Genomic DNA, 22565 nt, shown 5'->3' with positions numbered 1-22565 from the left:
TCCTTATCAAGCAGGAATTCGGATGGTGGCGCGCAGGCCGCCGAGTGGACTGTCGCCGAGCGTGACGTTGCCGCCATGACTGCGGGCGATGTCGCGGGCAATCGCCAGGCCGAGACCGGTGCCGGAATTGTCGAGATTGCGCGCCTCGTCCAGCCGGAAGAACGGCTTGAACACGTCTTCTCGAGCCTTGACGGGAATGCCGGGACCATCGTCGTCGAAAATAATCGTCAGCCATTTGGCGCTGTGCTTGGCTTCGATGCGGAGCGTATGGGCATAACGGCGCGCATTGGAGGCGAGGTTCGTTACAAGCCGCGCGAAGGCGTTCGGACGGACGGAGATTTCATCATCGCCGTCGATCGAGTAGGTCACGGATTTGCCGTGGAGAGAGAAGTCCTGTTCGACCCTGTTGAGGATATCGCTGAGATGGAGCGTGCCGACATCCTCTTCTGCTTCGCCGCGAGCGAAGGCAATGTAGCCCTCCAGCATGCTTTGCATGTCCTCGACGTCCTCGCTGAGGCCGTCGAGGTCGGGATTTTCGCCCACAAGGGCGAGCTGCAGCTTGAAGCGAGTGAGCACCGTGCGCAGGTCATGGCTGACGCCGGAGAGCATCGCCGTGCGCTGCTCGATCTGCCGTTCGATACGCTCGCGCATCAGGATGAAGGCAAGGCCGGCGCGGCGGACTTCGTCGGCGCCGCGCGGTGAATAATTCTCCAGCCGCTGGCCCTTGCCGAAACTTTCGGCGGCTTGCGCCAACGCCAGGATCGGCCGGATCTGGCCGCGCAGGAACAGAACGGCGATGCCGATCAGCACCAGCGACGTCCCGACCATCCAGAGAATGAAGATATGGGTGTTCGAGGCATAGGTCTGGCTGCGCTTGGCAAAGACGCGCAGCACCTTGTCCGGCAGCTTGACGCGGATTTCTACGAGGCTGGAATTGCCGAGCGTGTCGACCCAGAAGGGCAGGTTGATCTGGTCGCGGATTTCATCGCTGAGGATGCCGTCGAGAATCGAGAAGAACGGCTTTTCGCGCGGCGGCGGCAGCTCACCGCCTGGCTCGATCGAGATGGTGAGATCGAGCTTTTGCCGGGCTATCTGCGTGACGGCCGAATAGTCGGCATCCTGCGGGTAGGTTTCGATGATCGCGATGATGGCGGCGATGTCGCGCGTGGTCGCCATTGACAGGCGCTGCGTCACCATCTGCCAGTGGCGCTCCATGAAGACGACGGTGACGACCGCCTGCAGGATGATCATCGGCAGTATGAAGATCAGCAGGGAACGGGCGTAGATGCCGGTCGGTAGACGTCGACGCAGCCAGCGCGACAGCCAACGCATGCCGCTGGACGGCGGGTGGTCCTGATCGCGTCGGATCGAATCGAATGTCACCATCGCCGCTGGTCCCAGAGAATTGATATCAATCTATGCTCAGGCGGTAGCCGATGCCACGCACCGTCTGCAGCCAGATGGGGTTGGCCGGGTCGTCCTCGATCTTGCGGCGCAGGCGGTTGATCTGCACGTCGATGGTGCGCTCGCCGACTTCGGCATCGCTGCCGATCAGCTCGTGGCGTGGAATCGTATCGCCGGCGCGCTTGGCAAAGAGCAGCATGATTTCCTGCTCCCGGTCGGTCAGGCGGATGAGCTCCGAGGCCCTCTTCAACTCCTTGCGGGTCAGCGAGAAGGTATAGGGGCCGAACATCACCTGTTCGATCTTCGGCGCGTCGGCCGGCGTATTGCGGCGGAGGATATTGTTGATGCGCAGCACGAGTTCGCGCGGGTCGAAAGGCTTCGGCAGATAATCGTCGGCGCCAGCTTCCAATCCGGCGATGCGTGCATCGGCTTCGGCAAGGGCGGTCAGCATGATGATCGGGATGTTCTTGATGGCGCGGAGGCTCGACGTCAGCGTAATCCCGGACTCGCCGGGCATCATCACGTCCATGATGATCAGGTCGAAATCCAGGCCTTCGAGCTTGCGGCGGGCCTCGGCGCCCTCAGCGGCGACCGTCACCCGGAAGCCCTTTTCCATGAGGTAGCGGTTGAGAAGGGCACGGATACGCGTGTCGTCATCCACGACCAGGAGATGCGCCGCATCATCCGAAATTGCTGTTTTTGTCGTCATTCAATCCGTCTCGATCTTGTTTTATCTATTTGATTGAGATGATCTTATCCCAAACCGCGCTTCGCGGTTCTCCGGTTTGAGATCATGTCTTAGTCCTGCATTCCCCTCAGGAACCGTTTGACGCTTTCGCGCGTCGCGTCGGACGCGCCTTCGAATGCCCGTTCAATACGGCGTGATTGCGGCTCCGCCAGCGCCAACGCCAAATCGCGACCGGCCTGCGTCGGATACAGCTTACGCTGGCGACGATCCTCAGGCCCGGCCACCTGACGAATATAACCCGAATCGATCAATTGTTTGAGGACTCGCGCCAAACTCTGTTTTGTGATCTTCAATGTTTCCAAAAGGTCCGCAACCGTCATGCCGGGTTCGCGGTTAACGAAATGGACGACACGGTGATGCGCGCGCCCGAACCCACTCTTGTCGAGGATTTGATCCGGATCGGATACGAAGTCGCGATAGGCAAAGAAAAGCAGCTCGATGATTTCGAAATCGATGATCCCGACATTCTCCATCGGCGCTGCCAGTAGCTCCGGTTTTGCCGCTTTTGGGTTCACCTGTCGTGTCACCTTGGCATTTCCTTTCCTGTTTTGGGGCAAGGGGGAAACTTGCGTAAAAATATGTCAGCTTTATTGACGTATTTTTGCGTCACTGCAAGTTTCGCCAACCTTTTGCACTCCGGACGGATAGCCATAACTGGAAACTAGACCGGGCTCGGCAAAACTCCAACAGGTCTCATCTCTTCCCACGTACTTTGTGGAGAAAGGGCTGTCGGAATAACAACCAACAATCATGAGGCCAGATGCGACTGGTTTGGGGGCGATTCAACGATCATACTCGACTATCGCAGCAAGATAGCAGAGGGATGGGCGCCAACTTTGTGTCGCCAAGGGGCGACATTCACAAGCCGCCGCTGTTGCTTCATCGCTTTACGTTGATGGCGATCAACGAAAGCCCGATGAGCGGCCATATAATGAAAAGCTGCCCGACTGCCGCCGCTGTCGGGCAAATCGTGGAGTAACCAAGGAAAGCCGGATGCGGTTTTCCCCCGCCCGGCTTTCTTTGATCTGATATTCTCGTCTTACTTGCGACCGAGCACTGCGCCGACGATTGCCGAGAGCACGCCGCCGGCGACCAGTGAGGAGAGGCCCTGTGCGATATAGCCGGTCAGGGCTTCGCTGCCGATCAGGTTGAGAATGAGGCCCCCGCCGAGACCGCCGACAGCGCCGGCAATCGTTCTGGCAACGAGATTGATCCCATCCTGCTTTAAAACGGCGCTGGCCCCGTTACCGCCGATAGCGCCGGCAATCAGTTGCGTGATGATAGGCCCTAAACTTTCCATGATCAGCCTTCTCCCATTGTACCGGAAGCCATTTCCGGATGCCGTCGCGCCGCGTCCCGGATCGAGCCTTGGGAGTGGCGATAATCCTCATTTATATAAGGATTACATCATGCATCGACCGGTGGAAATAGAAAGGCAACTCAAGCGGGAGAAATTAGCAATAATTCGGGGGAAAAGCCGTACTGGAGGGGAGGCGGCCATACGGCCGGCTTTGATTTGGACATATTGCTCCCGTCGCAATGCGAATCAGCGATAGACGGAGACGATGCGGCTTGTATCCGGATCGCCGTCGGGATCCGGCGTGCCGTGCTTTTTCGCCCGGGCATTTTCAGGGCAAGGGGCTGTTTTGCCCGGTGTTTGTGATTATACCGGCAGAACGGACATTCAACAGACGAGGCGCTTCATGGGCATGCTCCAGGCCGGCATCATTCCGGTGACACCTTTCGAACAGAATTGCACGATCCTGTTCGACCCGGAGACGAACGAAGGGGTGGTGGTCGATCCCGGCGGCGATGTCGATCTCATCCTGCAGACGGTGCGTGAGAATAACATCACACTGAAGGCGATCTGGCTGACGCATGGTCACATTGATCACGCTGGCGGCGCGGCCGAAGTGCGCGAAGCGCTTGGCCTGGAAGTGATCGGCCCGCATGAGGATGACCTGGCGCTGCTGCAGGATATCGAGGCCAAGGGCAAGATGTTCAACATCGAGGGCGTGCGCAATGTCGTGCCGGATCGCTTCCTTAGCGATGGCGACAAGGTGTCCTTCGGCGAGCACGAATTCGAGGTCTTTCATTGCCCCGGTCATGCGCCGGGCCATGTCATCTATGTCAACAGGAAGCAGAAGTTCGCCCACCTCGGCGATGTGCTGTTCAATGGCTCGATCGGCCGCACCGACCTTCCGGGCGGCGACCATCAGCAACTGCTGGACTCGATCCGTGACAAGGTGTTTCCGCTGGGCGACGATGTCGGCTTCATCTGCGGTCATGGTCCCGGCGGCCAGATCGGCGAGGAACGGCGGACCAACCCCTTCCTGCGCGGGCTTTAGGGTCAAAAAAAGCGCCGCGGGAGGCGGCGCTTCGTATTGTGACATTGGCTGATACGTCGATCAGTTGCAGAAGTGACGCATGCCGTCATAGCCGACATAGGTGCCGCTGCGACCGTCAAAGCTCCTGTAGCGATCATAGCAATAGCGCATCCATTGGGACGACCAGGGACGCAGGCCTACGGTCGGCGGAGCGTAGTAGCTGACATCGCGCTCGACATAGACGCGGCGCGGCGGTGCGCGATAGTAATAAGGCGGGGGCGGTGCGTCGTAGTCGGGATCGACATAAACCGGCGCGGGTTCGGCATAGCGTGGCTGGCTGGCGATAGCGGAGCCGACGATCAGGCCGGTGGCAAGGCCTGCGGCGCCACCCAGTACCCAGCCGTCGCGGTGATGCCAGCGATCATCAGCCGAAGCAGCCGACATGGATGTCAGCGTCAGCGTTGCAGCCATAGCGGACATAAGGAGGGTTTTGCCGAGCATGTTCATTCGTCTATCCTCTGAACGGGAACGAAAACACCGTTGTTCCCAATCTTGCATGGGGGATAAACTAGGCACGGCTAACTGAATACAGACTGAACGACAAAACCCGGCATCTCTGCCGGGCCTCAACTCGAATGGTAGCCGTAGGGCGTTTTAGCCGTCAATCTGGAGATTGACAGCCTTCGGTCCCTTGCCGCGGCGATCCGGTTCCGTGTCGAAGCTTACCTTCTGGTTTTCCGACAATCCTGACAGGCCAGAAGCCTGTACTGCTGAGATGTGTACAAAGATGTCCGCGCCACCCTTGTCCGGTTTAATGAAACCGAAGCCCTTATCGGTATTAAAAAACTTTACAGTGCCAGTCTCGGCCATGCGTCAGGTCCTTTTCTCTCTGCCCACCATCCACACGGGCAGCATTGCTGTATTGCCCTTGCGGGCGCTCGCAGGCAGTTCTCGCAATTTGAAGGAAAAGGTCCCCTATACCTCGGCGTGGCCATGAAGCGATATCCGCGTATCGATTCTCAGCCAGGCTGACCGGAATATTAGCGTTCCCGGCGCGCACTTTCTTAAGGACTTCCCATGCTCTAAAAATGCCCGAACACCATTGAGAGTGCTGTGTTTATCGGGAATTGGCAAGCAAAAGTTTTTTACGTCTTAAAAGGGACGTATTGCCATATTGGGCCTGCGTTAGGGCGATTCGCAAGTTTTCCCTCGCGGGAAATGGATTTCCAAGGCTTTTGTATCGTTTGCGATATAAGTTTGGTGAAATTTTCCCAAATGGTGCCCTCGAAATCCGTCTTTCGGATCATTTAAAAAAGTTAGTGAAGGCGACTGGGAACAGCCATAGCGGGCATTTTTCGTAGCTTTTTTACACTGCGACGCTGCGCCGTCGGGTGAGTTCGGGCACCAATTCCACCGCTAGCATCGCAGTGAACATCAGGGCGCAACCGGCATAGCCGAGCGGTCCCATGGTTTCACCGAGCAGCAGTGCGCCAAGCGAAGCGCCGAACAATGCCTCAGAAGAGAGGATGATCGCCGCCTGCGGGGCGCTGGTATAGCGCTGCCCGATAATCTGCAGTGCAAATGCAAGTCCGGACGAGAATATCCCGACATAGAGGATCTCGCCGAGCGCCGCCCCGATGGCGGCAAAGCTGATTGGTTCGGCCACTGCGGCGACGATGAGGGCAAGGATAGCCGTGATGGCGAATTGTGCGGCGGAAATACCAAGAGGCCGACCGGTTTCACGAACAGACGAGCCGGCGAGGGTGATTTGCACAGCCCAGAAGACGGCGCAGACGACGGTCAGGAAATCGCCGGACGTAAGCCGGGACAGAGAACCGCCGGACAGCAGATAGATGCCGCTCAACGCCGTTAACGCTGCCGGCCAGATGATCCAGTGCGGCTGCCGGCGCAAAAACACGACGGCGATCAGCGGTACGAAGACGACGTAAAGGCCGGTGATGAAGCTGGAATTGGTCACGGTGGTCGTCAGGAGCCCGAGCTGCTGCGTTGCCGCGCCGCCGAAGAGCGCAATACCGATGCAGAGGAAGGATAGCCAATTGCTGCGCGTGAGTGGTTTCTCGGCCTTGCGGTTTTCCATCCAGACAAAGGGCAGGACGACGATGGTGGCGACGGCAAAGCGCAGGCCGATGAACCAGAACGGACCGATCGCCTTCATCGCCGTCGACTGCGCGACGAAGCCGCCGCCCCAGATGGCGGCAGCCAGCAACAATACCAAATTCGCCTGTATGCGAGTCATCGACATCCTGCGGGAGAGGGGCAAAGGAAGGAAGATGATGGTGCGTTATCAGCTGCTTTTTTCCGGGGCAAGAGGTGAAGGCTGACTGCCAGCGGCAAATCCCGTTGCTAGTTCGTTGCCCTCGAGACGCGCAGCAATGCGCCGTCATCCTCATCGGTGGTGATCAGCAGTGCCCCATCCGGTGCGACGACGATATCGCGCAGGCGGCCGAAATCGCCTTCGAACAAGCGTTCCTGCTCGACTACCTTGCCACGGCCGTCGCGATCCAGGCGCGAGAGAAGCTTAAATTTCAGCGCCGTGACCAGAAGGTCGCCGTTCCATTCCGGAAACATCTTGCCGCGATAGACGGCGATGCCGCCAGGCGCGATCGACGGATCCCAATAGAAGATCGGTTGCTCCATTCCTTCCTTCGCCGTGCCGATCCCGATCTTGGTGCCGGAATAATTGCGTCCGTAGGAAATGACCGGCCAGCCATAGTTTCTGCCCGGTTCGGGCGCGTTGATCTCGTCGCCACCTCTGGCGCCGTGCTCGGCCGTATAGAGTTTGCCGTCGGCGGTATCGAAGGTGATGCCCTGGGGATTGCGGTGGCCCTTGGACCAGATCTCCGGTTGGGCCTTGGCGCCGTCCTTGAAGGGATTGTCGGCGGGTATGCTGCCATCGGCCGTGATGTGGATGATCGAGCCGGCGTCTTCATGGAAATCCTGCGCACGATCCTGTTCGCCGCGGTCGCCGAGCCCGACGAAGAGGCTGCCATCCCTGGCAATGGCGATGCGTGAGCCGTATTGGATATTACCGGACGAGAGCTTGTTCATCAGGAAGATGCGCTTCAAATCGGTCAGCCGCCGTTCGTCCGGCGACAGGGCGGCTCGAAAGACGGCCGTGCCGCTGCCGCCGTCCTCGGCGATGGAGGCGGTGAAGAAGATGGTGCGGTTGCTCGCAAATTTCGGATCGAGGGCGACGTCAAGCAGCCCGCCCTGGCCACGGGTATGGACCTCGGGCACTCCGGCGATGGGATCGGACAGCTTGCCGTTGCGGACGATGCGCATGTGTCCCGGTCGTTCCGTCACGAGATAGGCGCCGTCGGGCAGCGCCTCCACGGCCCATGGGTGATCGAGCTCGCTTGCGATGGTTTCGATCTTCACGGCAACCTTCAGCGTGTTGACCGTCTTGGCCGGATCGGCGAGGGCAGTACTTGCCGCGAGCAAAGCAGATGCCGCAAGCGCTATGGAAAATCCTGTTCCGTGAAGACGCATCGTTCCATTTCCTCCGTAGCAAGGATAGCTTACGCAACGTGGGGTAGGCGGATTGCGGTTCAAGCGCGCCAGGGTGTCGATAACGTCATTGTGTCCGTCGAGACGATGTCTTCTCGAAACACGGCGACTTCGCGCGTCGGCGGTTATGATTGCGCGACAGGAGTGTGGAATGTAGGTTGCCGCTGGTTCGAACGAGACGCCGAAAAAGCATTTCGGCATGCTAATTTATGGCGGTTGAGATATATAGCGATATGCCTGATATTAATGAGATATTTCGACCGAGTTGAGAGATTGAATCAGGTTCTTCACAAGCTGATTCAGCCGCTGAACTGAACGCGTGCGTCTGCGGGCTTTTGGCTGCTCTTTTCAGTCGGGCGTGTGGCGTTACTTCGCTTTGGGAAGCGGCGTGCGTATAACAGCCGAACGACAACGTGTGGCGCGCCGTCTACGCGCGCGCTAAATAACGTCACGGTGACGCCTTTCCACTTGAAACGGCGGCCCACATTCGACATAGAGCTTAGCGCAGAAATCTGGTCCACAGGCTTTCTGCCCATTTCAACCGAATAGGACCGATCATCATGGCCTTTCTTGCCGACGCCCTTTCCCGTGTAAAGCCTTCTGCCACTATCGCCGTTTCCCAGAAAGCGCGCGAGTTGAAAGCAAAAGGACGCGACGTGATCGGCCTCGGTGCCGGTGAGCCTGATTTCGACACGCCGGACAATATCAAGGTGGCCGCCATCGACGCGATTAATCGCGGCGAGACGAAGTACACGCCGGTTGCTGGCATCCCCGAGCTGCGCAAGGCGATCGCCGCCAAGTTCAAGCGCGAGAACAATCTCGACTACGCTCCCGAGCAGACCATCGTCGGCACGGGCGGCAAGCAGATCCTGTTCAACGCCTTCATGGCGACGCTGAACCCCGGCGATGAAGTCATTATCCCGACGCCATACTGGGTATCCTACCCGGAAATGGTGGCGCTGTGCGGTGGCACCCCGGTTTTCGTCGAGACGACGCAGGCCAACGGCTTCAAGCTCCAGCCTGCGGATCTCGAAAAGGCGATCACGCCGAAGACCAAGTGGTTCATGTTCAACTCGCCGTCGAACCCGTCGGGTGCTGCCTATACGCATGCCGAACTGAAGGCGCTGACGGACGTGCTGGTCAAGCATCCGCATGTCTGGATCCTGACGGACGACATGTATGAGCACCTGACCTATGGCGACTTCAAATTCGCCACGCCGGTCGAAGTCGAGCCCAGCCTCTATGACCGGACGCTGACGATGAACGGCGTTTCGAAGGCCTATGCCATGACCGGCTGGCGTATCGGCTATGCCGCCGGACCGCTGGTGCTCATCAAGGCGATGGACATGATCCAGGGTCAGCAGACCTCGGGCGCGACCTCCATCGCGCAGTGGGCTGCCGTCGAAGCGCTGAACGGTCCGCAGGATTTCATTCCGCGCAACAAGAAGATCTTCGAAGGCCGCCGCGATCTCGTCGTGTCGATGCTGAACCAGGCGAAGGGCATTTCCTGCCCGGTGCCGGAAGGCGCTTTCTACGTCTATCCGTCCTGCGCCGGCCTGATCGGCAAGACGGCTCCGACCGGCAAGGTCATCGAGACGGACGAAGACTTCGTGTCGGAACTGCTGGAATCGGAAGGCGTGGCCGTCGTCCACGGCTCCGCCTTCGGTCTCGGCCCGAACTTCCGCATCTCCTACGCGACCTCGGAAGAGCTTCTCGAGGAAGCTTGCCGCCGTATCCAGCGCTTCTGCGGCGCCTGCAAGTAAGCAACTTGCTCAAGCGAATTGAAAGAAGCCCGTCAGTGATGGCGGGCTTCTTGCGTTTATCTGCTTCGGAAGCGGTGCTACTTCATCACTTGATTCTAGTCTCTCTCAATCCGATTCCGCTCTTCGTTCTAAGTCGCTGAAATCAGACTCAAAGCCCCAGTACCGTCAGCATGATAAAGGTGGCGAAGAGGATGAAATGGGTCATGCCTTCGATCGCGTTCGTCTCGCCGTCGTTGAGGTTGATGGCTGCTGCGATGAGGGTGATCATGATCATCACGGTCTGCACCGGCGTCATGGCCATGATGAAGGGCTGGCCGGTGTAGAGCGCGATTCCCTCCATGACCGGCACTGTCAGGATGACGGTCGATAGCGAAGCGCCCATGGCGATGTTGATCGTCGCCTGCATGCGGTTGCGCAGTGCCGAACGCAGCGCCGTCAGGATTTCCGGGGCAGCGGAAATGGTGGCGACGACGATCGCCGCGATTGCGGGTGGCGCACCGCTGTTCTTGAGGCCGACATCCATGAAGGCGGACATGAACTCGGCAAGGCCGCCGATCAGCACGACGCCGATCAGGATCGTGACGATGGAGTTTATCGTCGATTCCTCGCCGTGATGGTCTTCCTCTGCCCCGTGCTGTTTCTCGATGCGCGGATAGCTGTAGCTGAAGAAATAGCTGTGCTTGCCGACCTGCATGCGCAGGAAGAGCGCGTAGAGCGCAACCATCGCAACAATGGTGAAGGCGGAATAATAGTGCCATTTCACCTCGGGGATGAATTCCGGCACGATCATCGATATGCCCATGGCCGTCAGGATCATCACGCCATAGGATTTGCTGGAGTCGTCATTATAGGCTTGCTCGCCGTGCTTCAGCCCGCCGATCAGCGCGGCAAGACCGATGATGCCGTTGATATCGAGCATGACGGCGGAATAGATGGTGTCGCGCACCAGCGTCGGCGAGCTTTCACCACCCATCAGGATTGCCAGCATGATGACTTCGACCGCGACGGCCGATAGCGTCAGGATCATTGTGCCGTAGGGGTCGCCGACTTTCGTGGCGAGGATTTCGGCATGATGGGCAACGCGCATCGAGACAAGTATGATGGTGGCGATCAATGCCACGGCTGCCAACATCGATGCTGCGCGCCCCATCTCCAGCACGGAATGTTCGCAGAGATAGGCAACCACCGCGATTGCTAATGCGATGATCAGGAATTTTTCCTGCTTCAGCCAGTTCGATATTGTCAAGTTCCCCACCTCTCGCGCCGATTCACGTTCGCAGTCTAAACCAATGATTTCTCACATCAAGCATGTGTTGGGATGACAAAATTTGCAGTCAGCGCCGTTTGATGGAATACTGTATGCATAGGTCTGCCCAATGCTACATCGCGGCATCCTTGCAAAAACGTCTCAGACGGACCGCGTTCCCGCCGGGTGGCACCCGGACCTCAAAGTCTTGGCAGATTGAAAGGGAGGCTATGCATGGTCAAAGTCACTTATGAAGTCGTGCCGCATGATGGCGGATGGGCGTATCGTCTCGGTGGCGCCTATTCCGAGGCATTTCCGACGCACTCTGAAGCCGTGGAGGCAGCCAGAATCGTAGCGGCCGAACAGCAGATCGGTGGCGATTCAGCCGAGATCAGTTGGCAGGATGAAAGGGGCAAGTGGCACGAGGAATATGCCGACGGCGGCGATCGCCCGGAAACGGAAGTGGTCGACGGCAAGGCGCATTTCCCGCCGGTTGATACGGCGCCCGGCGCCTAGTTTCGAACGTAGTCCTGCAACCCCGCCACCAGCGCGTCGAACGTCACGCGGCACCGCGGTGATGTCTTGAGATTTTCATGCATGGCGACCCAGGTGTCGAGCGGCAGTTCGATCTCGGGCAACAGCCGGACAAGCTCCCCATCCCTTTTTGCAAGCGGTACCTGATAGAAGCTGATGCCGATGCCAGCGCGCAAGGCGTTGTGCAGGGCGATGCTATGATCCGACTTGAAGGCGAAGGAGATGCCGTCGAGCAGGGGATAGCGCTTCATCATGGCGCGGATGTAAGCGGTCTGGCGGTCGAAGCCGATCAGCCTGTGCTGATGAAGTTCGCCGATGCTCTTGGGTTCGCCATATCGGTCCAGATAATTTCTATGTGCGAAGAAGCCCAGGGGAATGGAGCCGACATGACGCGCCAGCAGCGCGTCCTGCGCAGGCGCTACCATGCGCACAGCGATATCAGCCTCGCGCTGCAACAGGTCTTCCACGGTATCAGAGGCGGATAGCTCGATGGTGAGGTCGGGATATGCTGTTTGCAGTTCGGCCAGGATCGGCGGCAGAACTTCCACGCCGATAACCTCGCTGGCGCTGATGCGGACTGTGCCGGTGACGCTGTTGCGGGAACCGGAGGCAGCACGCAGAAGAGCGGCGGCGGTGCTGGCCAGCGTTTCCGCATAGGGCTTTAGGGTGAGCGCCGCATCGGTCGGTAGAAGGCCTTGCTGCGATCGGGTGAATAGTTCGGCGCCGACGGCTTCTTCCAGTGCGTCGATATGGCGACCGATGGTCGGCTGAGTGAGGCCAAGTTCCCGGGCGGCGGCCGACAGCGAGCCATGCTGCAGCACGGCGAGGAAGGTACGGTAGAAATCCCAGCTCGGTTCCGATGTTTTCATAAATTTTTGTATATCATATGCAGATTTTTCGGCAATTTCGTTTATCTGGATCGTGCGGCATAGTCACATCATCAAAGTGATGGAGATGGCGATGACTGAGCAGATGGAGAATGGAAAGACCGCGCTCGTAATGGGTGCCACGGGCGGCATCGGCGGCGCGGTTGCCCGCGGACTTGCCGCGCGCGGCTGGCGCATCCGGGCGCTAAATCGTAATGCAGCCGAGGCCGCGCGTCGTGAACCTGGTTTCGACTGGGTGCAGGGCGATGCGATGCAGGCAAGCGATGTGCTGAGGGCGGCGGAAGGTGCGGATCTGATCGTGCACGCCGTCAACCCACCCGGATACCGCAATTGGGGGCAACTGGTGCTGCCGATGCTCGACAGTACAATCGCGGCGGCGAGGGCGGTCGGAGCGCGGATCGTTCTGCCAGGTACGGTCTATAATTTCGGGCCTGATGTCTTTCCCGACGTGACCGAGGACAGCCCGCAGCGTCCCCGGACGCGCAAGGGGGCGATCCGCGTTGAAATGGAGCGTCGTCTGAAGGCGGCGGCGGAGAGTGGGACGCCGATCATCATTGTTCGCGCCGGCGATTTCTTTGGCCACCATGGCGCTAACGGCTGGCTGTCGCAGGCCATTGTGAAGCCTGGCAAGCCGGTGACGTCGGTGAGCTATCCGGGGAGGGCGGGTATCGGCCATCAATGGGCCTATCTGCCGGATGTCGCGGAGACGATAATCCGGCTGATCGAGAAGGGCGATGCACTTCCCGCCTTCGCGGTCTATCACATGCGCGGCCATTGGGACGGTGATGGCCGGCAGATGATTGGGGCGATCGAGCGCGCAGTAGAGCATAAAGTGAAAGTGAAGGCTTTTCCGTGGTGGGTGCTGCCGCTTGCCGCACCCTTTGTGCCGCTCATGAAGGAACTGCGCGAGATGCGTTATCTCTGGAACGTGCCGTTGCAGATGAGAAACGACAAGCTCGTGGCAGTGCTCGGTGAAGAGCCGCATACCCCGATCGATGTGGCGATGAAAGCAAGTCTGGTGGGAATCGGCTGCTTGCCGGCGCGATAAGACGCGCCGTCAGGTCTGGAGTTCGGCAAGTGCGATCCGGGCGACGGTAAAATCCGACTCCGCATTCTTTGTGTCGCCGTCGCTGAGGAACCAGGTGGCGGAAAGGCCGGCATAAGCGATGATCCACCGCAGCAATCGCTTCGGCTCCAGTGCCGTCTCGGCGCAGACGATCGGCAATTGCCGCTGTAAGCGGCCCGGAGCGACGACGATCGGTAGTTCTGGATTACAGAAGGTGTTGGCGAAGTCATAGCCACGCTCGCCGTAGACGCGCTTCGGGTCGATAGCGAGCCAACCGCGAGGGCCGAAATCCAGGATGTTCTCGTGGTGGATATCGCCGTGGAGCACGGTAAGATCCCGCTGATCTGCTAGCAGACCGTGGGCAACCTCAGCGCAGGTGGCCAGCATGCCGCCATGGGCGCGCGCGGCCGGCTCCAACTCGTGGAACCAGCGGTCAAGCGGAACGAGATCGGCTGGCAATTCCGCCAGCCGTGGCGCGTGCAGCTTCGCCGCCGTGCGGCACATGATCCGGCTTGCCTCGTCATCGTCGCCGTTCATGGCCATTGTCAGCAGCGAGCCCGGTCCGGTTGCCCGCTCGAGAAGTGCCGCGTTTTCATCATGTTGATAGACGTAAGCAGCCCCATCGCCGTCCCACCAGCGCAAGACCCGATTGCCGAATTTCTCATCGATGTTGAGCGCGACCTTCAACATGGCCGGCTTATCGCGCCAGATGACCGGCAGGAGATTGCTGGAATGGGTGATGATGGGCTTGCCATAGGCGATGAGCGACCAACGGTCGATGTAGGGTTCGAACATGCCTGCGACTTTAGCGTTCATCGTCCAAAAAGAAACCCCGCCTTCCGACGGGGTTTCTGCGTCATACCGGAGCTTGTCGGCGTTACGCCACTTCGTCCAGGGTCGGATAGTCCGCGTAGCCCTTTCCACCGCCGCCATAGAGCGTTGCCTGGTCGAGGGTGTTGAGCGGGGCATTCTCCTTCAGACGCCGGACCAGATCCGGGTTGGAGATGAAGGGCTTGCCGAAGGCGACGACATCGGCCCGGCCGCTGTCGACCGCTTCGATCGCCATCTGGCGGTCGTAACCGTTGTTGAGCATCCAGCCGGCCTTACCGCCCGCAGCCTTATAGGCAGCGTGCAGGGCATCATAATCGAAGGGCAGGAAGTCGCGTGCGCCACCGGTCTGGCCTTCGACGACGTGGATATAGGCGAGATCATATTTCGCCAGACGCTCGATGACGTAGGTGAAGAGTGCCTCTGGCTGCGGGTCGCTGGCATCGTTCGATGGCGTGACCGGCGAGATGCGGATTGCGGTGCGACCGGCGCCAATTTCCTTGGTCACGGCGTCAACCGCCGCGAAGAGGAGGCGAGCTCGGTTTTCGATGGAGCCGCCATATTCGTCAGTGCGGTCGTTGACGTCGGCGCGCAGGAACTGGTCGATGAGATAACCGTTGGCGGCATGGATTTCGACGCCGTCGAAGCCGGCGTCGATCGCGGCGCGGGCGGCCTTGCGATAGTCTTCGACGATCCCCGGAATCTCTGCGGCTTCAAGTGCGCGTGGCTCGGAGGTATCTGCAAAGCCGCTGGTGCCGTCATTGTGGACGAGATAGGTCTTGGCCTGGGCAGCCCTGGAGGTGGAGGATACCGGCTTGCCGTCGTTCGGCTGCAGGCTGGTGTGGGAGATGCGGCCCACATGCCACATCTGCACGACAATCTTGCCGCCATTGGCATGCACGGCGTCGGTCACTTTCTTCCAGCCGTCGAGGGCTTCCTTGCTGTAGAGACCGGGCACGTCGGCATAGCCCTGGCCCTGATGGGTGATGGCGGTCGCTTCGGTGATGATCAGGCCTGCCGTAGCGCGCTGGGCGTAATATTTGACGTTCAGATCGTTCGGAACTGCATTGGGAGAGCGGTTGCGCGTCAGCGGTGCCATCACGATGCGGTTGGCGATGGAGATATCGCCAAGCTTTGTCGGTTCGAAGAGTTTGGTCATTGGGGGTCCTTTGCTATGCGGATTGTTGGGTGGAGGAGGGGCTCGATGTGAGGGTGAAGAGAGCCAAGGCTATTGTCAGAGTTCCTTCTGCAAGGTCGCGAGGAATTCGGCGATGGTTTCCTCGTTGCGCTTGTAGAAGATCCACTGGCCAAGGCGCTTAGTGGTTACCAGCTCTGCGCGCAGCAATGTGCCGAGGTGGGCCGAGACGGTCGATTGCGATAGGCCGCAGCGCTCGAACTGGCTAGCGCAGACGCCCAGCTCCAGCGGGTGCTCCTGAGTGGGAAAATATGTGTTTGGATCCTTGAGGTGATTGAGGATTTCGAGCCTGGCCGGGTGGGCCAATGCCTTCAGTATCTCAGTCCTGTCCATCGCACTTACCTCACGAATATCGAAAGTAGACGATTTATGTATCGTCGGATTTCGATATATCAAGGTGTGAGACGAGATATTATTTTTGCGCGACGCATTTTGATGCGTGCTTAGAAAATGGGCAAAAAAGAGGGCCACCGGAATAAACCAGGGCCCTATAGGTGTGAAGGTCAAAAACCTCCAGAGGGGAACAGCCAATGCGGTGGAACTGGGAGGAAAAGCCACCATGTGCATCAGCTGTGGGCGTTATGATGCTAATTTGTGCACTGCGCAATGCTTTTTTGTGCATGGCAGTTATGCGTTTGCGACGTCTGGCGCAAAAAGGCAAAAAAAAGGGCCTCCGGAGTAAACCAGGGCCCTATAGGTATGAAGGTTAAAAACCTCCAGAGGGGAACAGCCAATGCGGTGGAACTGGGAGGAAAAGCCACCATGTGCATCAGCTATGTGCGATATGGTGTCTAAATGGGCATGCTTCAACTCTGTTTTGTGCATATCAGCCATGCGAAATACGCTTAGCTGATATATTAGATCAAAAAAGTGTTGAATTTCCAATCATTTAGGTTGGATTAGAAGTTCCAGTTTCGTGCCTTTGCGACGACAAAATCGCGGAAAACCTTAAGTTTGGCCGCATTTTTCATCTCGTCGGGGTAGCAGAAATATGTGTCGAAGGACGGCACGTCGGCATTGATCGCGAGCTGAATGAGCCCGGGGTCTCGTCCCACAATATAATCCGGCAGCACAGCGATGCCGATGCCGAGCAGACAGGCGCGCTTGATCGAGGTCTGGCTGTTGATCTGCAAATGCGCAATGCGTTTGTTGTCCGACGAGCGCCCGGCAATCTCCAGCCAGTTGACGTCGAGCAGATAGTTTGGCGCAGGCTCGCCGAAACTGATGATGCGATGATCGTCCAGATCCTCCACCGACTGCGGCTCGCCGTGGCGGTTGATATAGGAGGGGGCGGCATAGACGTGCATGTGCACGGTGAAGAGCTTGCGCTGGATCAGATCCGATTGCTGCGGCTGGCGCAGGCGGATGGCACAGTCAGCATGACGCATGTTCACGTCCAGCTCCTCGTTGTCGAGGATCAGCTGGATCTGCATATCGGGATAGAGCTGCAGGAACTCCTGGATCTTGTCGGTCAGCCAGCCCTGGCCGAGGCCGACCGTCGTCGTCACACGCAGCTTGCCGCTCGGCTTGTCGGTCGTCTCGGTCAATTGCATCTTGACCGTTTCGAGCTTCAGGAGAACGTCGTGTGCGGTGCGGTAAAGCAATTCGCCTTGTTCGGTCAGGATCAGCCCGCGAGCATGGCGATGAAACAGCTTGATGCCGACATCCTGCTCGAGTGCGCTGACCTGACGGCTGATGGCGGATTGGGACAGATGCAGTTTGTCGGCTGCGTGCGTGAACGATCCCGCTTCGGCAGCCGCGTGAAAAATACGCAGCTTGTCCCAGTCCAATGGCATGCCGCTTCCCCTCATCGGCTATATCACTCCGCAGCCACGGCGACGGGCATGTGCCCAGTCAGGTAACGTTCCGCCTCGAGCGCGGCCATGCAGCCCATCCCCGCTGCGGTGATCGCCTGTCGGAACGTATCGTCGGTCACGTCGCCGGCGGCATAAATGCCTTCGACGCTGGTCGCAGTCGAATCCGGTGCGGTCCAGAGGTAGCCATTGTCCTTGAGCTTCAGTTTGCCCTTGAACAGTTCGGTCGCCGGCGCATGGCCGATGGCGACGAAAATGCCGTCGATGCTCACGTCGGTTACGACGCCCGTGCGGATGTCGCGCAGGCGCGCACCGGAAACCGATGGCGGCATCGGCGGCTTGGCCGGTGTTCCGGTGACTTCGGCGACTTCGGTGTTCCAGAGAATCTTGACGTTCGACTTGCCGAACAGGCGCTCCTGCAGGATCTTTTCGGCGCGGAAGGAATCGCGGCGATGCACCACCGTCACCGATTTGGTTATGTTGGAGAGATAGAGCGCTTCCTCGACGGCGCTGTTGCCGCCGCCGACCACGATCACATCCTTGTTGCGATAGAAGAAGCCGTCGCAGGTAGCGCAAGCCGATACGCCGAAGCCCTGGAACTTCTGTTCGCTCTCTATGCCGAGCCACTTGGCCTTGGCGCCGGTCGCGATGATCAGCGTATCGGCGGTCCAAACCTGGCCGCTGTCGGTACGCGCCACGAAGGGGCGCTGATTGGTGTCGACTTCGGTCACGAGATCGTTGACGATCTCGGCGCCGACGTGCTTGGCCTGCTGCAGCATCTGTTCCATCAGCCAAGGGCCCTGGATCGGATCGGCAAAGCCCGGATAGTTTTCGACATCCGTGGTGATCATCAGCTGACCGCCCTGTTCCATGCCGGCGATCAGGACTGGCTCCAGCATGGCGCGCGCGGCATAGACGGCAGCCGTATAGCCGGCGGGGCCGGAACCGATGATGAGCACCTTGGTGTGGCGGGCAGGCATAGTTTAAGTCCTTTCAATCTCAGCGCGTCGTGAATTTCAGCTTCAAATGGGCGAAGCAGGCGATTTCACGATCTGCTGACCCATTTATGATTGCCGCATGCATTTATTCAAGGGCAGCCTTGCATTACCAACAGAGCAAATCTGCTTTGTGTAAGATTCGGTTACGCAAGCGAAACTTTCTTGCGAATTTCCTCGCTTTATATAGAAGCTGGCGATGGGGAATTAAAGAAAGGCAACAAAAGTGCTGCGAGCTGAACTCGACGCCATCGATATAAAGATTCTGCGGGAACTCCAGCGCGACGGACGGATGACCAATGTCGAGTTGGCCGATCGAGTCGGCATATCCGCGCCGCCCTGTCTGCGCCGGGTGCGCAAGCTGGAAGAAGCCGGCATCATCGAGGGCTATCATGCCATGCTGAACAGCCCGAGGCTCGGCTTTGACCTCGTTGCTTTTTGCATGGTTGGCCTCAAGCATCAGTCGGAGGCCAATCTCAAGGCTTTCGCAAGTGCCACGGCGGAGTGGCCGCTCGTGCGCCAGGCCTGGATGGTGTCCGGCGACAGCGATTTCTTGCTGCATTGCGTTGCGGAAAATCTCACCCGCTTCCAGGACTTCGTCATCGAAGTGCTGACGGCCAACGAGCATGTCGATACGGTCCGCACCATGCTGACCATTCGGCAGGTGAAAAAACTCGGTCTCGTGGAGCTCTAAGGACATGGTGGACCGTCCCTGGCACCGAACGCTGGTCAAGCTGGGCGCGCGCGTGCTGCTCGGAAGCTCACGCGTTCATGCGCAGGACTGGTTTCCAGGGCTCAATATCGTGCGCAAGAGCGGCGTGGGGGAGGTGTTTTACCACCGCACCAAGATCGCCGATCTCTCGAATAGCGATCGGTTGCGCGACGGGGCGAGCGACAACATCTACATCGTCGGTTCCGGCCCATCGATCCGCGACAGCGATCTGACGAGCCTGGAGAAAGATAGCGCCATCCTGCTCAACGGTGCCATCGGATTGATCGGCGAGCAGATCGCCGCGCCGCTTGCCGTTGCGGTGGAGGATGAGCGTTTCGTCTGGCGGCATTCGGAGATGATGCGGCGCAGGATCAAGCCCGGTACGATCTGCCTGTTTTCAGTCCCCGTGCTCAGGGCGATTTCGGAGCTGGATAGCCGTTGGTTGTCGGACAAGACGGTTATTCTGATAGACAATATCAGTAAGCCCTATGGCGCCCGGCGCCGTCTCACAGACGATATCGGCAAGCTCGATTTTGTTCGGCTCAACGCCGCTGGCACTGCTGGTTTCTCCTTTGCGCCGGATCTGGGTGTTTTCCAGGGAGGCTCGGTCGCCGTATCGGCGCTGCAGTTCGCGCTTTATTGTGCGCCTAAAACGATCGGCTTCCTCGGGATCGACATTTCCAATGCCGGCGAGCCACGTTTTTATGAGACGAGCGATGAAGCCGCCTTTTCCGGCATCGCGCGAGCCGAGGGCCGGATACTGGAACATTTTGTTCTGGCAAGGGAAATCGCCTTGGAGCGAGGCGTGACATTTGTCAATTATTCGCCGGTTTCGGCGCTATTGAAACATGGGTTCGGCTATGATGACAGGTTCGCCGCCGCATCGACGATCTGAGTTGCAGGGAACGGACGCATGGGTTGGCTGAAACCTAAGACTGCCGATGCCAAGAAACTGGCCATCGATCCGCCGCAGCCTCAAGAGGGCCGGCACGGGATCGCTATCGCCGTCTGCGTCAAGAATGAGGCGCGCTACATCGGGGAATGGGTGCGTTTCCATCGCGCCGTCGGTATTCGCCACTTCCATATCTACGATAACGGCTCGACGGATGAGACTTGTGCAATTCTGCGCGATCTCCTCGATGCCGACACGCTGACAATCATCCCCTGGGCCGGGCGGATGAAGGATGTTGCCACCGGCACGACGCTGAATGGCCAGGTTATTGTCTTTGCCCATGCCATCCTCAATTTCGGCGGCGCCTACCGCTGGATGGCCTTCATCGATGTCGACGAATTTCTACTGCCGAAGGAAGGGCACACCGTCGAGCAGGCGCTCGAGGCAGTAGGAGGCTTCCCGAATGTCTCGCTACCCTGGCACATGTTTGCCACCAGCGGCCATGCGACGCCTCCCGGCGGTCCGCTGACGCTGAACTACACGATGCGCGGCGCTGATCCGATGACATCAAAGGAAGATGTCCGCAACTTCAAATGCATCGTCGATCCCTGCGAGGTGACGGAAGTCAGCGTGCATCAGTTCCAGACCCGCGAATTCGGTGATCTCACGGCGAACGACGCGGGAAAGCGCTTCACGCGCCGGGCGCGGAAATCGCCGGAGTTCTATTCGAACCGGTTTCTGCAGCTCAATCACTATTACACCAAATCCCGCGAGGAGCTGATGGCGAAGCTGGCGCGCGGATGGGCGTACGACACCTCGCCGACCAAATATCGGGACAAGGTTTTGTCGATCGTCAAAAGCATCGAGGAGGATGTGGTTGAGGATCGGGCGATGATCGATTTCGTCGAGCGCAACCGCATCGATCTCGGTCAATAGCCCGGCCGCTCAGCCGAGCAATTGCCGATAGATATCGCCGATCGCTGTCGCTTCCTTTTCCAGGGCGAATTCGCCGCGGACGTGGCGCACGGCATTTTCACCCTGCTGGATCGCCTGTTCCGGATTGGCCAGATAGAAGGCGATTGCCTTGGTCAGCGCCTCTCCGTCGCCGGCGGGCACGACCGCGCCGGTTTCTTCCGGCACGATCATCTCGGCATAGGCGCCTGCGTCGGAGGCGACGACCACCGTGCGCGAGGCCATGGCCTCCAGCGGGGTCAGTCCGAAACCTTCATTGCGGGAAGGGGCGACATAAAGCGTCGCGCGGCGATACCAGGGCCTGACGCTATCGACTTCACCCAGAAAGCGGATGCGCTCAGTGAGGCCGGCAGCGGCCACCATCTTCACCAGTTCGTCGGCAAAGCCGCGATGCTCAGTGGTCACACGGCCGCAGATGACGGCCGTCCAGTCCGGATAGCGTGGCAGAAGCTCGATCATCGCCTTGACGAAGAGATCGGTGCCCTTCTGATGGCGGACGCGGCCGAAGCAGCCGACCAGGTAGGTGCCAGGTAGGCCGCTGGCGGCCATGCGGTCGTCGGGCACTTCCGGCGGATGAAACAGGTTGAGGTCGACACCATGCTGAATGACAGTGTGAGGCACCTCAAGGAAACTGCCGGAGCGGGTGCTGGTGGCGATCACCGCGTCCATGCGGCGGATCAGCCAGCGCGTATAGCCGGTGTGGCGGCGCTGGGCCGCCGAGGTGAAGACCAGTTTCAGCGGCATGCGCAGCACGGAGCGTAAGAGCAGTCCGACCAGCATCTCATTGTTGCGGCGGGCATGCCAGACGCGGGCGCGATGGCGACGTGGCCTCAGCCAGAGGCCAGGAAGCCGCGCCCAGCCGAGCCTCGGCAAATCTTCCGGCAAGCCCGGGCCAAGCGTGACGATATGGCAGCCAAGCTCGATCTGCTTCGGGATGAGCTGCACGATGGTGGAGGTAACGCCGGAAAGCCGGCGTTTGAAGTTCGTGGCGATGACCTCGATCTCGCTGAGATCGCTTGAGTGCGATATCTCGCGGTCACGCACGGGCGATCAGCCCCAGGTGATGGAGAGGATTCCATAGGCCTTGGCGCCGCCGGGGGCGTTGACCTCGATGGAATCGCCGACTTCCTTGCCGATCAGCGCGCGGGCGATCGGTGACGAAATCGAGATACGGCCGGCCTTCACGTCGGCTTCCTGGTCGCCAACGATCTGATAGTTCTTCTCTTCCTCGGTGTCCTCGTCGATGAGCTTCACCTTGGCGCCGAACTTGATCTTCGAGCCGGACATCTTGGAGAGGTCGATGACTTCGGCGCGTGCCGTCAGGTCTTCGAGTTCGCCGACGCGGCCTTCATTGTGGCTCTGGGCTTCCTTGGCAGCGTGGTACTCGGCGTTTTCGGAAAGATCGCCATGGGCACGGGCTTCCGAAATCGCTTCGATGATTCGCGGGCGTTCTTCCTGCTGGCGCCAGCGCAGTTCTTCCTGCAGCTTGACGAACCCGTTCTGTGTCATCGGTACCTTTTCAACCATTTTTCTTGTCCTTCACTCCCTGTGTTGCCCTGTCGCAAACACAAAGAAAACAGGTCCCGAAGCGGTACTTCGGAACCATGTTGAGCCATTGTTCTGTCATCTATAGCAGATTGCGACAGTCGATTTC

General features: G+C 59.1%; 24 protein-coding genes. 7 read left to right on the top strand and 17 right to left on the bottom strand.

All coding sequences use genetic code 11. The features are described from left to right. Positions 1 to 6 precede the first annotated feature (6 nt). From HB780_RS18890 to HB780_RS18875, 4 genes are all read right to left on the bottom strand, one after another. Positions 7 to 1386, bottom strand: a complete 1380-nt coding sequence (locus HB780_RS18890; RefSeq protein ID WP_183694948.1) for an ATP-binding protein — start codon at positions 1384 to 1386, stop codon at positions 7 to 9. A gap of 25 nt (positions 1387 to 1411) precedes the next feature. Then, on the bottom strand, positions 1412 to 2113 hold the full coding sequence (locus HB780_RS18885) for a response regulator (protein WP_183694946.1): 702 nt from the start codon (positions 2111 to 2113) through the stop codon (positions 1412 to 1414). Between the two features lie 89 nt (positions 2114 to 2202). After that, positions 2203 to 2679, bottom strand: coding sequence for a MarR family winged helix-turn-helix transcriptional regulator (locus HB780_RS18880; RefSeq protein WP_183694944.1), 477 nt, complete (start codon positions 2677 to 2679; stop codon positions 2203 to 2205). A gap of 512 nt (positions 2680 to 3191) precedes the next feature. Continuing rightward, entirely contained in the window at positions 3192 to 3452 is a 261-nt protein-coding gene (locus tag HB780_RS18875; protein WP_183694942.1) for a hypothetical protein, read from the bottom strand. Between the two features lie 403 nt (positions 3453 to 3855). Between HB780_RS18875 and HB780_RS18870 the strand changes: the two genes are divergently transcribed. Further along, positions 3856 to 4500 carry an MBL fold metallo-hydrolase gene (locus HB780_RS18870; protein WP_183694940.1) on the top strand — a complete coding sequence of 215 codons (645 nt, stop codon included), beginning with the start codon at positions 3856 to 3858 and terminating at the stop codon, positions 4498 to 4500. 60 nt (positions 4501 to 4560) lie between these two features. Here HB780_RS18870 and HB780_RS18865 read toward each other — a convergent pair whose 3' ends face one another. The 4 genes from HB780_RS18865 to HB780_RS18850 all read right to left on the bottom strand — a co-directional run bounded on the left by HB780_RS18865 (position 4561) and on the right by HB780_RS18850 (position 7989). Further along, the gene (locus HB780_RS18865) at positions 4561 to 4986 is read right to left on the bottom strand and encodes a BA14K family protein (RefSeq protein ID WP_183694938.1); all 426 of its coding nucleotides are present in this window, start codon (positions 4984 to 4986) and stop codon (positions 4561 to 4563) included. A gap of 147 nt (positions 4987 to 5133) precedes the next feature. Next, on the bottom strand, positions 5134 to 5349 hold the full coding sequence (locus HB780_RS18860; RefSeq protein ID WP_047456251.1) for a cold-shock protein: 216 nt from the start codon (positions 5347 to 5349) through the stop codon (positions 5134 to 5136). Between the two features lie 496 nt (positions 5350 to 5845). Further along, the gene (locus HB780_RS18855) at positions 5846 to 6736 is read right to left on the bottom strand and encodes a DMT family transporter (protein ID WP_183694936.1); all 891 of its coding nucleotides are present in this window, start codon (positions 6734 to 6736) and stop codon (positions 5846 to 5848) included. 107 nt (positions 6737 to 6843) lie between these two features. After that, complete coding sequence (locus HB780_RS18850) at positions 6844 to 7989, bottom strand: PQQ-dependent sugar dehydrogenase (protein WP_183694935.1); 1146 nt, start codon at positions 7987 to 7989, stop codon at positions 6844 to 6846. A gap of 578 nt (positions 7990 to 8567) precedes the next feature. On the opposite strand from HB780_RS18850, the gene HB780_RS18845 reads away from it, so the two are divergent. Next, positions 8568 to 9770, top strand: coding sequence for a pyridoxal phosphate-dependent aminotransferase (locus HB780_RS18845; protein WP_183694932.1), 1203 nt, complete (start codon positions 8568 to 8570; stop codon positions 9768 to 9770). Between the two features lie 148 nt (positions 9771 to 9918). Here HB780_RS18845 and HB780_RS18840 read toward each other — a convergent pair whose 3' ends face one another. Next, on the bottom strand, positions 9919 to 11016 hold the full coding sequence (locus HB780_RS18840; RefSeq protein ID WP_183694930.1) for a calcium:cation antiporter: 1098 nt from the start codon (positions 11014 to 11016) through the stop codon (positions 9919 to 9921). Positions 11017 to 11250: 234 nt separating this feature from the next. Between HB780_RS18840 and HB780_RS18835 the strand changes: the two genes are divergently transcribed. Further along, on the top strand, positions 11251 to 11532 hold the full coding sequence (locus HB780_RS18835) for a DUF2188 domain-containing protein (RefSeq protein WP_183694928.1): 282 nt from the start codon (positions 11251 to 11253) through the stop codon (positions 11530 to 11532). Here the strand turns inward: HB780_RS18835 and HB780_RS18830 are convergent. Continuing rightward, complete coding sequence (locus HB780_RS18830; RefSeq protein ID WP_183694926.1) at positions 11529 to 12419, bottom strand: LysR family transcriptional regulator; 891 nt, start codon at positions 12417 to 12419, stop codon at positions 11529 to 11531. The genes HB780_RS18835 and HB780_RS18830 overlap by 4 nt on opposite strands. Positions 12420 to 12510: 91 nt before the next feature. On the opposite strand from HB780_RS18830, the gene HB780_RS18825 reads away from it, so the two are divergent. Further along, entirely contained in the window at positions 12511 to 13485 is a 975-nt protein-coding gene (locus tag HB780_RS18825; protein WP_183694907.1) for an NAD-dependent epimerase/dehydratase family protein, read from the top strand. A gap of 9 nt (positions 13486 to 13494) precedes the next feature. Here the strand turns inward: HB780_RS18825 and HB780_RS18820 are convergent, their stop codons facing one another. The 5 genes from HB780_RS18820 to trxB form a co-directional block, all read right to left on the bottom strand. Continuing rightward, a complete protein-coding gene (locus HB780_RS18820) occupies positions 13495 to 14298 on the bottom strand; it encodes an aminoglycoside phosphotransferase family protein (protein ID WP_183697248.1) in 804 nt (267 codons plus the stop codon). 82 nt (positions 14299 to 14380) lie between these two features. Then, positions 14381 to 15490, bottom strand: coding sequence for an alkene reductase (locus tag HB780_RS18815; RefSeq protein WP_183694904.1), 1110 nt, complete (start codon positions 15488 to 15490; stop codon positions 14381 to 14383). A gap of 75 nt (positions 15491 to 15565) precedes the next feature. Further along, complete coding sequence (locus HB780_RS18810; protein ID WP_183694901.1) at positions 15566 to 15859, bottom strand: ArsR/SmtB family transcription factor; 294 nt, start codon at positions 15857 to 15859, stop codon at positions 15566 to 15568. A 566-nt stretch (positions 15860 to 16425) separates the two neighbouring features. Further along, the gene (locus HB780_RS18805) at positions 16426 to 17322 is read right to left on the bottom strand and encodes a LysR family transcriptional regulator VtlR (protein WP_183694898.1); all 897 of its coding nucleotides are present in this window, start codon (positions 17320 to 17322) and stop codon (positions 16426 to 16428) included. A gap of 23 nt (positions 17323 to 17345) precedes the next feature. After that, the gene (gene trxB, locus HB780_RS18800; RefSeq protein WP_183694895.1) at positions 17346 to 18320 is read right to left on the bottom strand and encodes a thioredoxin-disulfide reductase; all 975 of its coding nucleotides are present in this window, start codon (positions 18318 to 18320) and stop codon (positions 17346 to 17348) included. A 241-nt stretch (positions 18321 to 18561) separates the two neighbouring features. Here trxB and HB780_RS18795 point away from each other — a divergent pair, with 241 nt between their 5' ends. Genes HB780_RS18795 through HB780_RS18785 form a run of 3 tightly spaced genes read left to right on the top strand, consistent with a single transcriptional unit; the run spans position 18562 to position 20875 of the window. Next, complete coding sequence (locus HB780_RS18795; protein WP_007701565.1) at positions 18562 to 19029, top strand: Lrp/AsnC family transcriptional regulator; 468 nt, start codon at positions 18562 to 18564, stop codon at positions 19027 to 19029. A 4-nt stretch (positions 19030 to 19033) separates the two neighbouring features. Continuing rightward, positions 19034 to 19942: a glycosyl transferase gene (locus HB780_RS18790; RefSeq protein ID WP_183694892.1), complete on the top strand. Its 909-nt coding sequence runs from the start codon at positions 19034 to 19036 to the stop codon at positions 19940 to 19942. 18 nt (positions 19943 to 19960) lie between these two features. Then, positions 19961 to 20875, top strand: coding sequence for a glycosyltransferase family 92 protein (locus HB780_RS18785; RefSeq protein WP_183694890.1), 915 nt, complete (start codon positions 19961 to 19963; stop codon positions 20873 to 20875). A 9-nt stretch (positions 20876 to 20884) separates the two neighbouring features. Here HB780_RS18785 and HB780_RS18780 read toward each other — a convergent pair whose 3' ends face one another. After that, on the bottom strand, positions 20885 to 21955 hold the full coding sequence (locus HB780_RS18780; RefSeq protein ID WP_183694887.1) for a glycosyltransferase family 4 protein: 1071 nt from the start codon (positions 21953 to 21955) through the stop codon (positions 20885 to 20887). A gap of 6 nt (positions 21956 to 21961) precedes the next feature. Beyond that, a complete protein-coding gene (gene greA, locus HB780_RS18775) occupies positions 21962 to 22438 on the bottom strand; it encodes a transcription elongation factor GreA (protein WP_183694884.1) in 477 nt (158 codons plus the stop codon). Positions 22439 to 22565 lie beyond the last annotated feature (127 nt).

The organism is Rhizobium lusitanum, assembly GCF_014189535.1.
Taxonomy (GTDB): domain Bacteria; phylum Pseudomonadota; class Alphaproteobacteria; order Rhizobiales; family Rhizobiaceae; genus Rhizobium; species Rhizobium lusitanum_C.
Note: the sequence above shows the minus strand (reverse complement) of the source record. Positions and strands in the feature narration are given on the sequence as shown.

Bases quoted from the DNA above. Each gene is read 5' to 3' on its own strand.
- HB780_RS18870 (WP_183694940.1), top strand. From the start codon at position 3,856: ATGGGCATGCTCCAGGCCGGCATCATTCCGGTGACACCTTTCGAACAG.
- HB780_RS18855 (WP_183694936.1), bottom strand. From the start codon at position 6,736: ATGACTCGCATACAGGCGAATTTGGTATTGTTGCTGGCTGCCGCCATC.
- HB780_RS18815 (WP_183694904.1), bottom strand. From the start codon at position 15,490: ATGACCAAACTCTTCGAACCGACAAAGCTTGGCGATATCTCCATCGCC.
- HB780_RS18830 (WP_183694926.1), bottom strand. From the start codon at position 12,419: ATGAAAACATCGGAACCGAGCTGGGATTTCTACCGTACCTTCCTCGCC.
- HB780_RS18810 (WP_183694901.1), bottom strand. From the start codon at position 15,859: ATGGACAGGACTGAGATACTGAAGGCATTGGCCCACCCGGCCAGGCTC.
- HB780_RS18785 (WP_183694890.1), top strand. From the start codon at position 19,961: ATGGGTTGGCTGAAACCTAAGACTGCCGATGCCAAGAAACTGGCCATC.
- HB780_RS18875 (WP_183694942.1), bottom strand. From the start codon at position 3,452: ATGGAAAGTTTAGGGCCTATCATCACGCAACTGATTGCCGGCGCTATC.
- HB780_RS18890 (WP_183694948.1), bottom strand. From the start codon at position 1,386: ATGGTGACATTCGATTCGATCCGACGCGATCAGGACCACCCGCCGTCC.
- HB780_RS18865 (WP_183694938.1), bottom strand. From the start codon at position 4,986: ATGAACATGCTCGGCAAAACCCTCCTTATGTCCGCTATGGCTGCAACG.
- HB780_RS18860 (WP_047456251.1), bottom strand. From the start codon at position 5,349: ATGGCCGAGACTGGCACTGTAAAGTTTTTTAATACCGATAAGGGCTTC.
- HB780_RS18885 (WP_183694946.1), bottom strand. From the start codon at position 2,113: ATGACGACAAAAACAGCAATTTCGGATGATGCGGCGCATCTCCTGGTC.
- HB780_RS18845 (WP_183694932.1), top strand. From the start codon at position 8,568: ATGGCCTTTCTTGCCGACGCCCTTTCCCGTGTAAAGCCTTCTGCCACT.
- HB780_RS18790 (WP_183694892.1), top strand. From the start codon at position 19,034: ATGGTGGACCGTCCCTGGCACCGAACGCTGGTCAAGCTGGGCGCGCGC.
- HB780_RS18835 (WP_183694928.1), top strand. From the start codon at position 11,251: ATGGTCAAAGTCACTTATGAAGTCGTGCCGCATGATGGCGGATGGGCG.
- HB780_RS18820 (WP_183697248.1), bottom strand. From the start codon at position 14,298: ATGTTCGAACCCTACATCGACCGTTGGTCGCTCATCGCCTATGGCAAG.
- greA (WP_183694884.1), bottom strand. From the start codon at position 22,438: ATGGTTGAAAAGGTACCGATGACACAGAACGGGTTCGTCAAGCTGCAG.
- HB780_RS18805 (WP_183694898.1), bottom strand. From the start codon at position 17,322: ATGCCATTGGACTGGGACAAGCTGCGTATTTTTCACGCGGCTGCCGAA.
- HB780_RS18825 (WP_183694907.1), top strand. From the start codon at position 12,511: ATGACTGAGCAGATGGAGAATGGAAAGACCGCGCTCGTAATGGGTGCC.
- trxB (WP_183694895.1), bottom strand. From the start codon at position 18,320: ATGCCTGCCCGCCACACCAAGGTGCTCATCATCGGTTCCGGCCCCGCC.
- HB780_RS18850 (WP_183694935.1), bottom strand. From the start codon at position 7,989: ATGCGTCTTCACGGAACAGGATTTTCCATAGCGCTTGCGGCATCTGCT.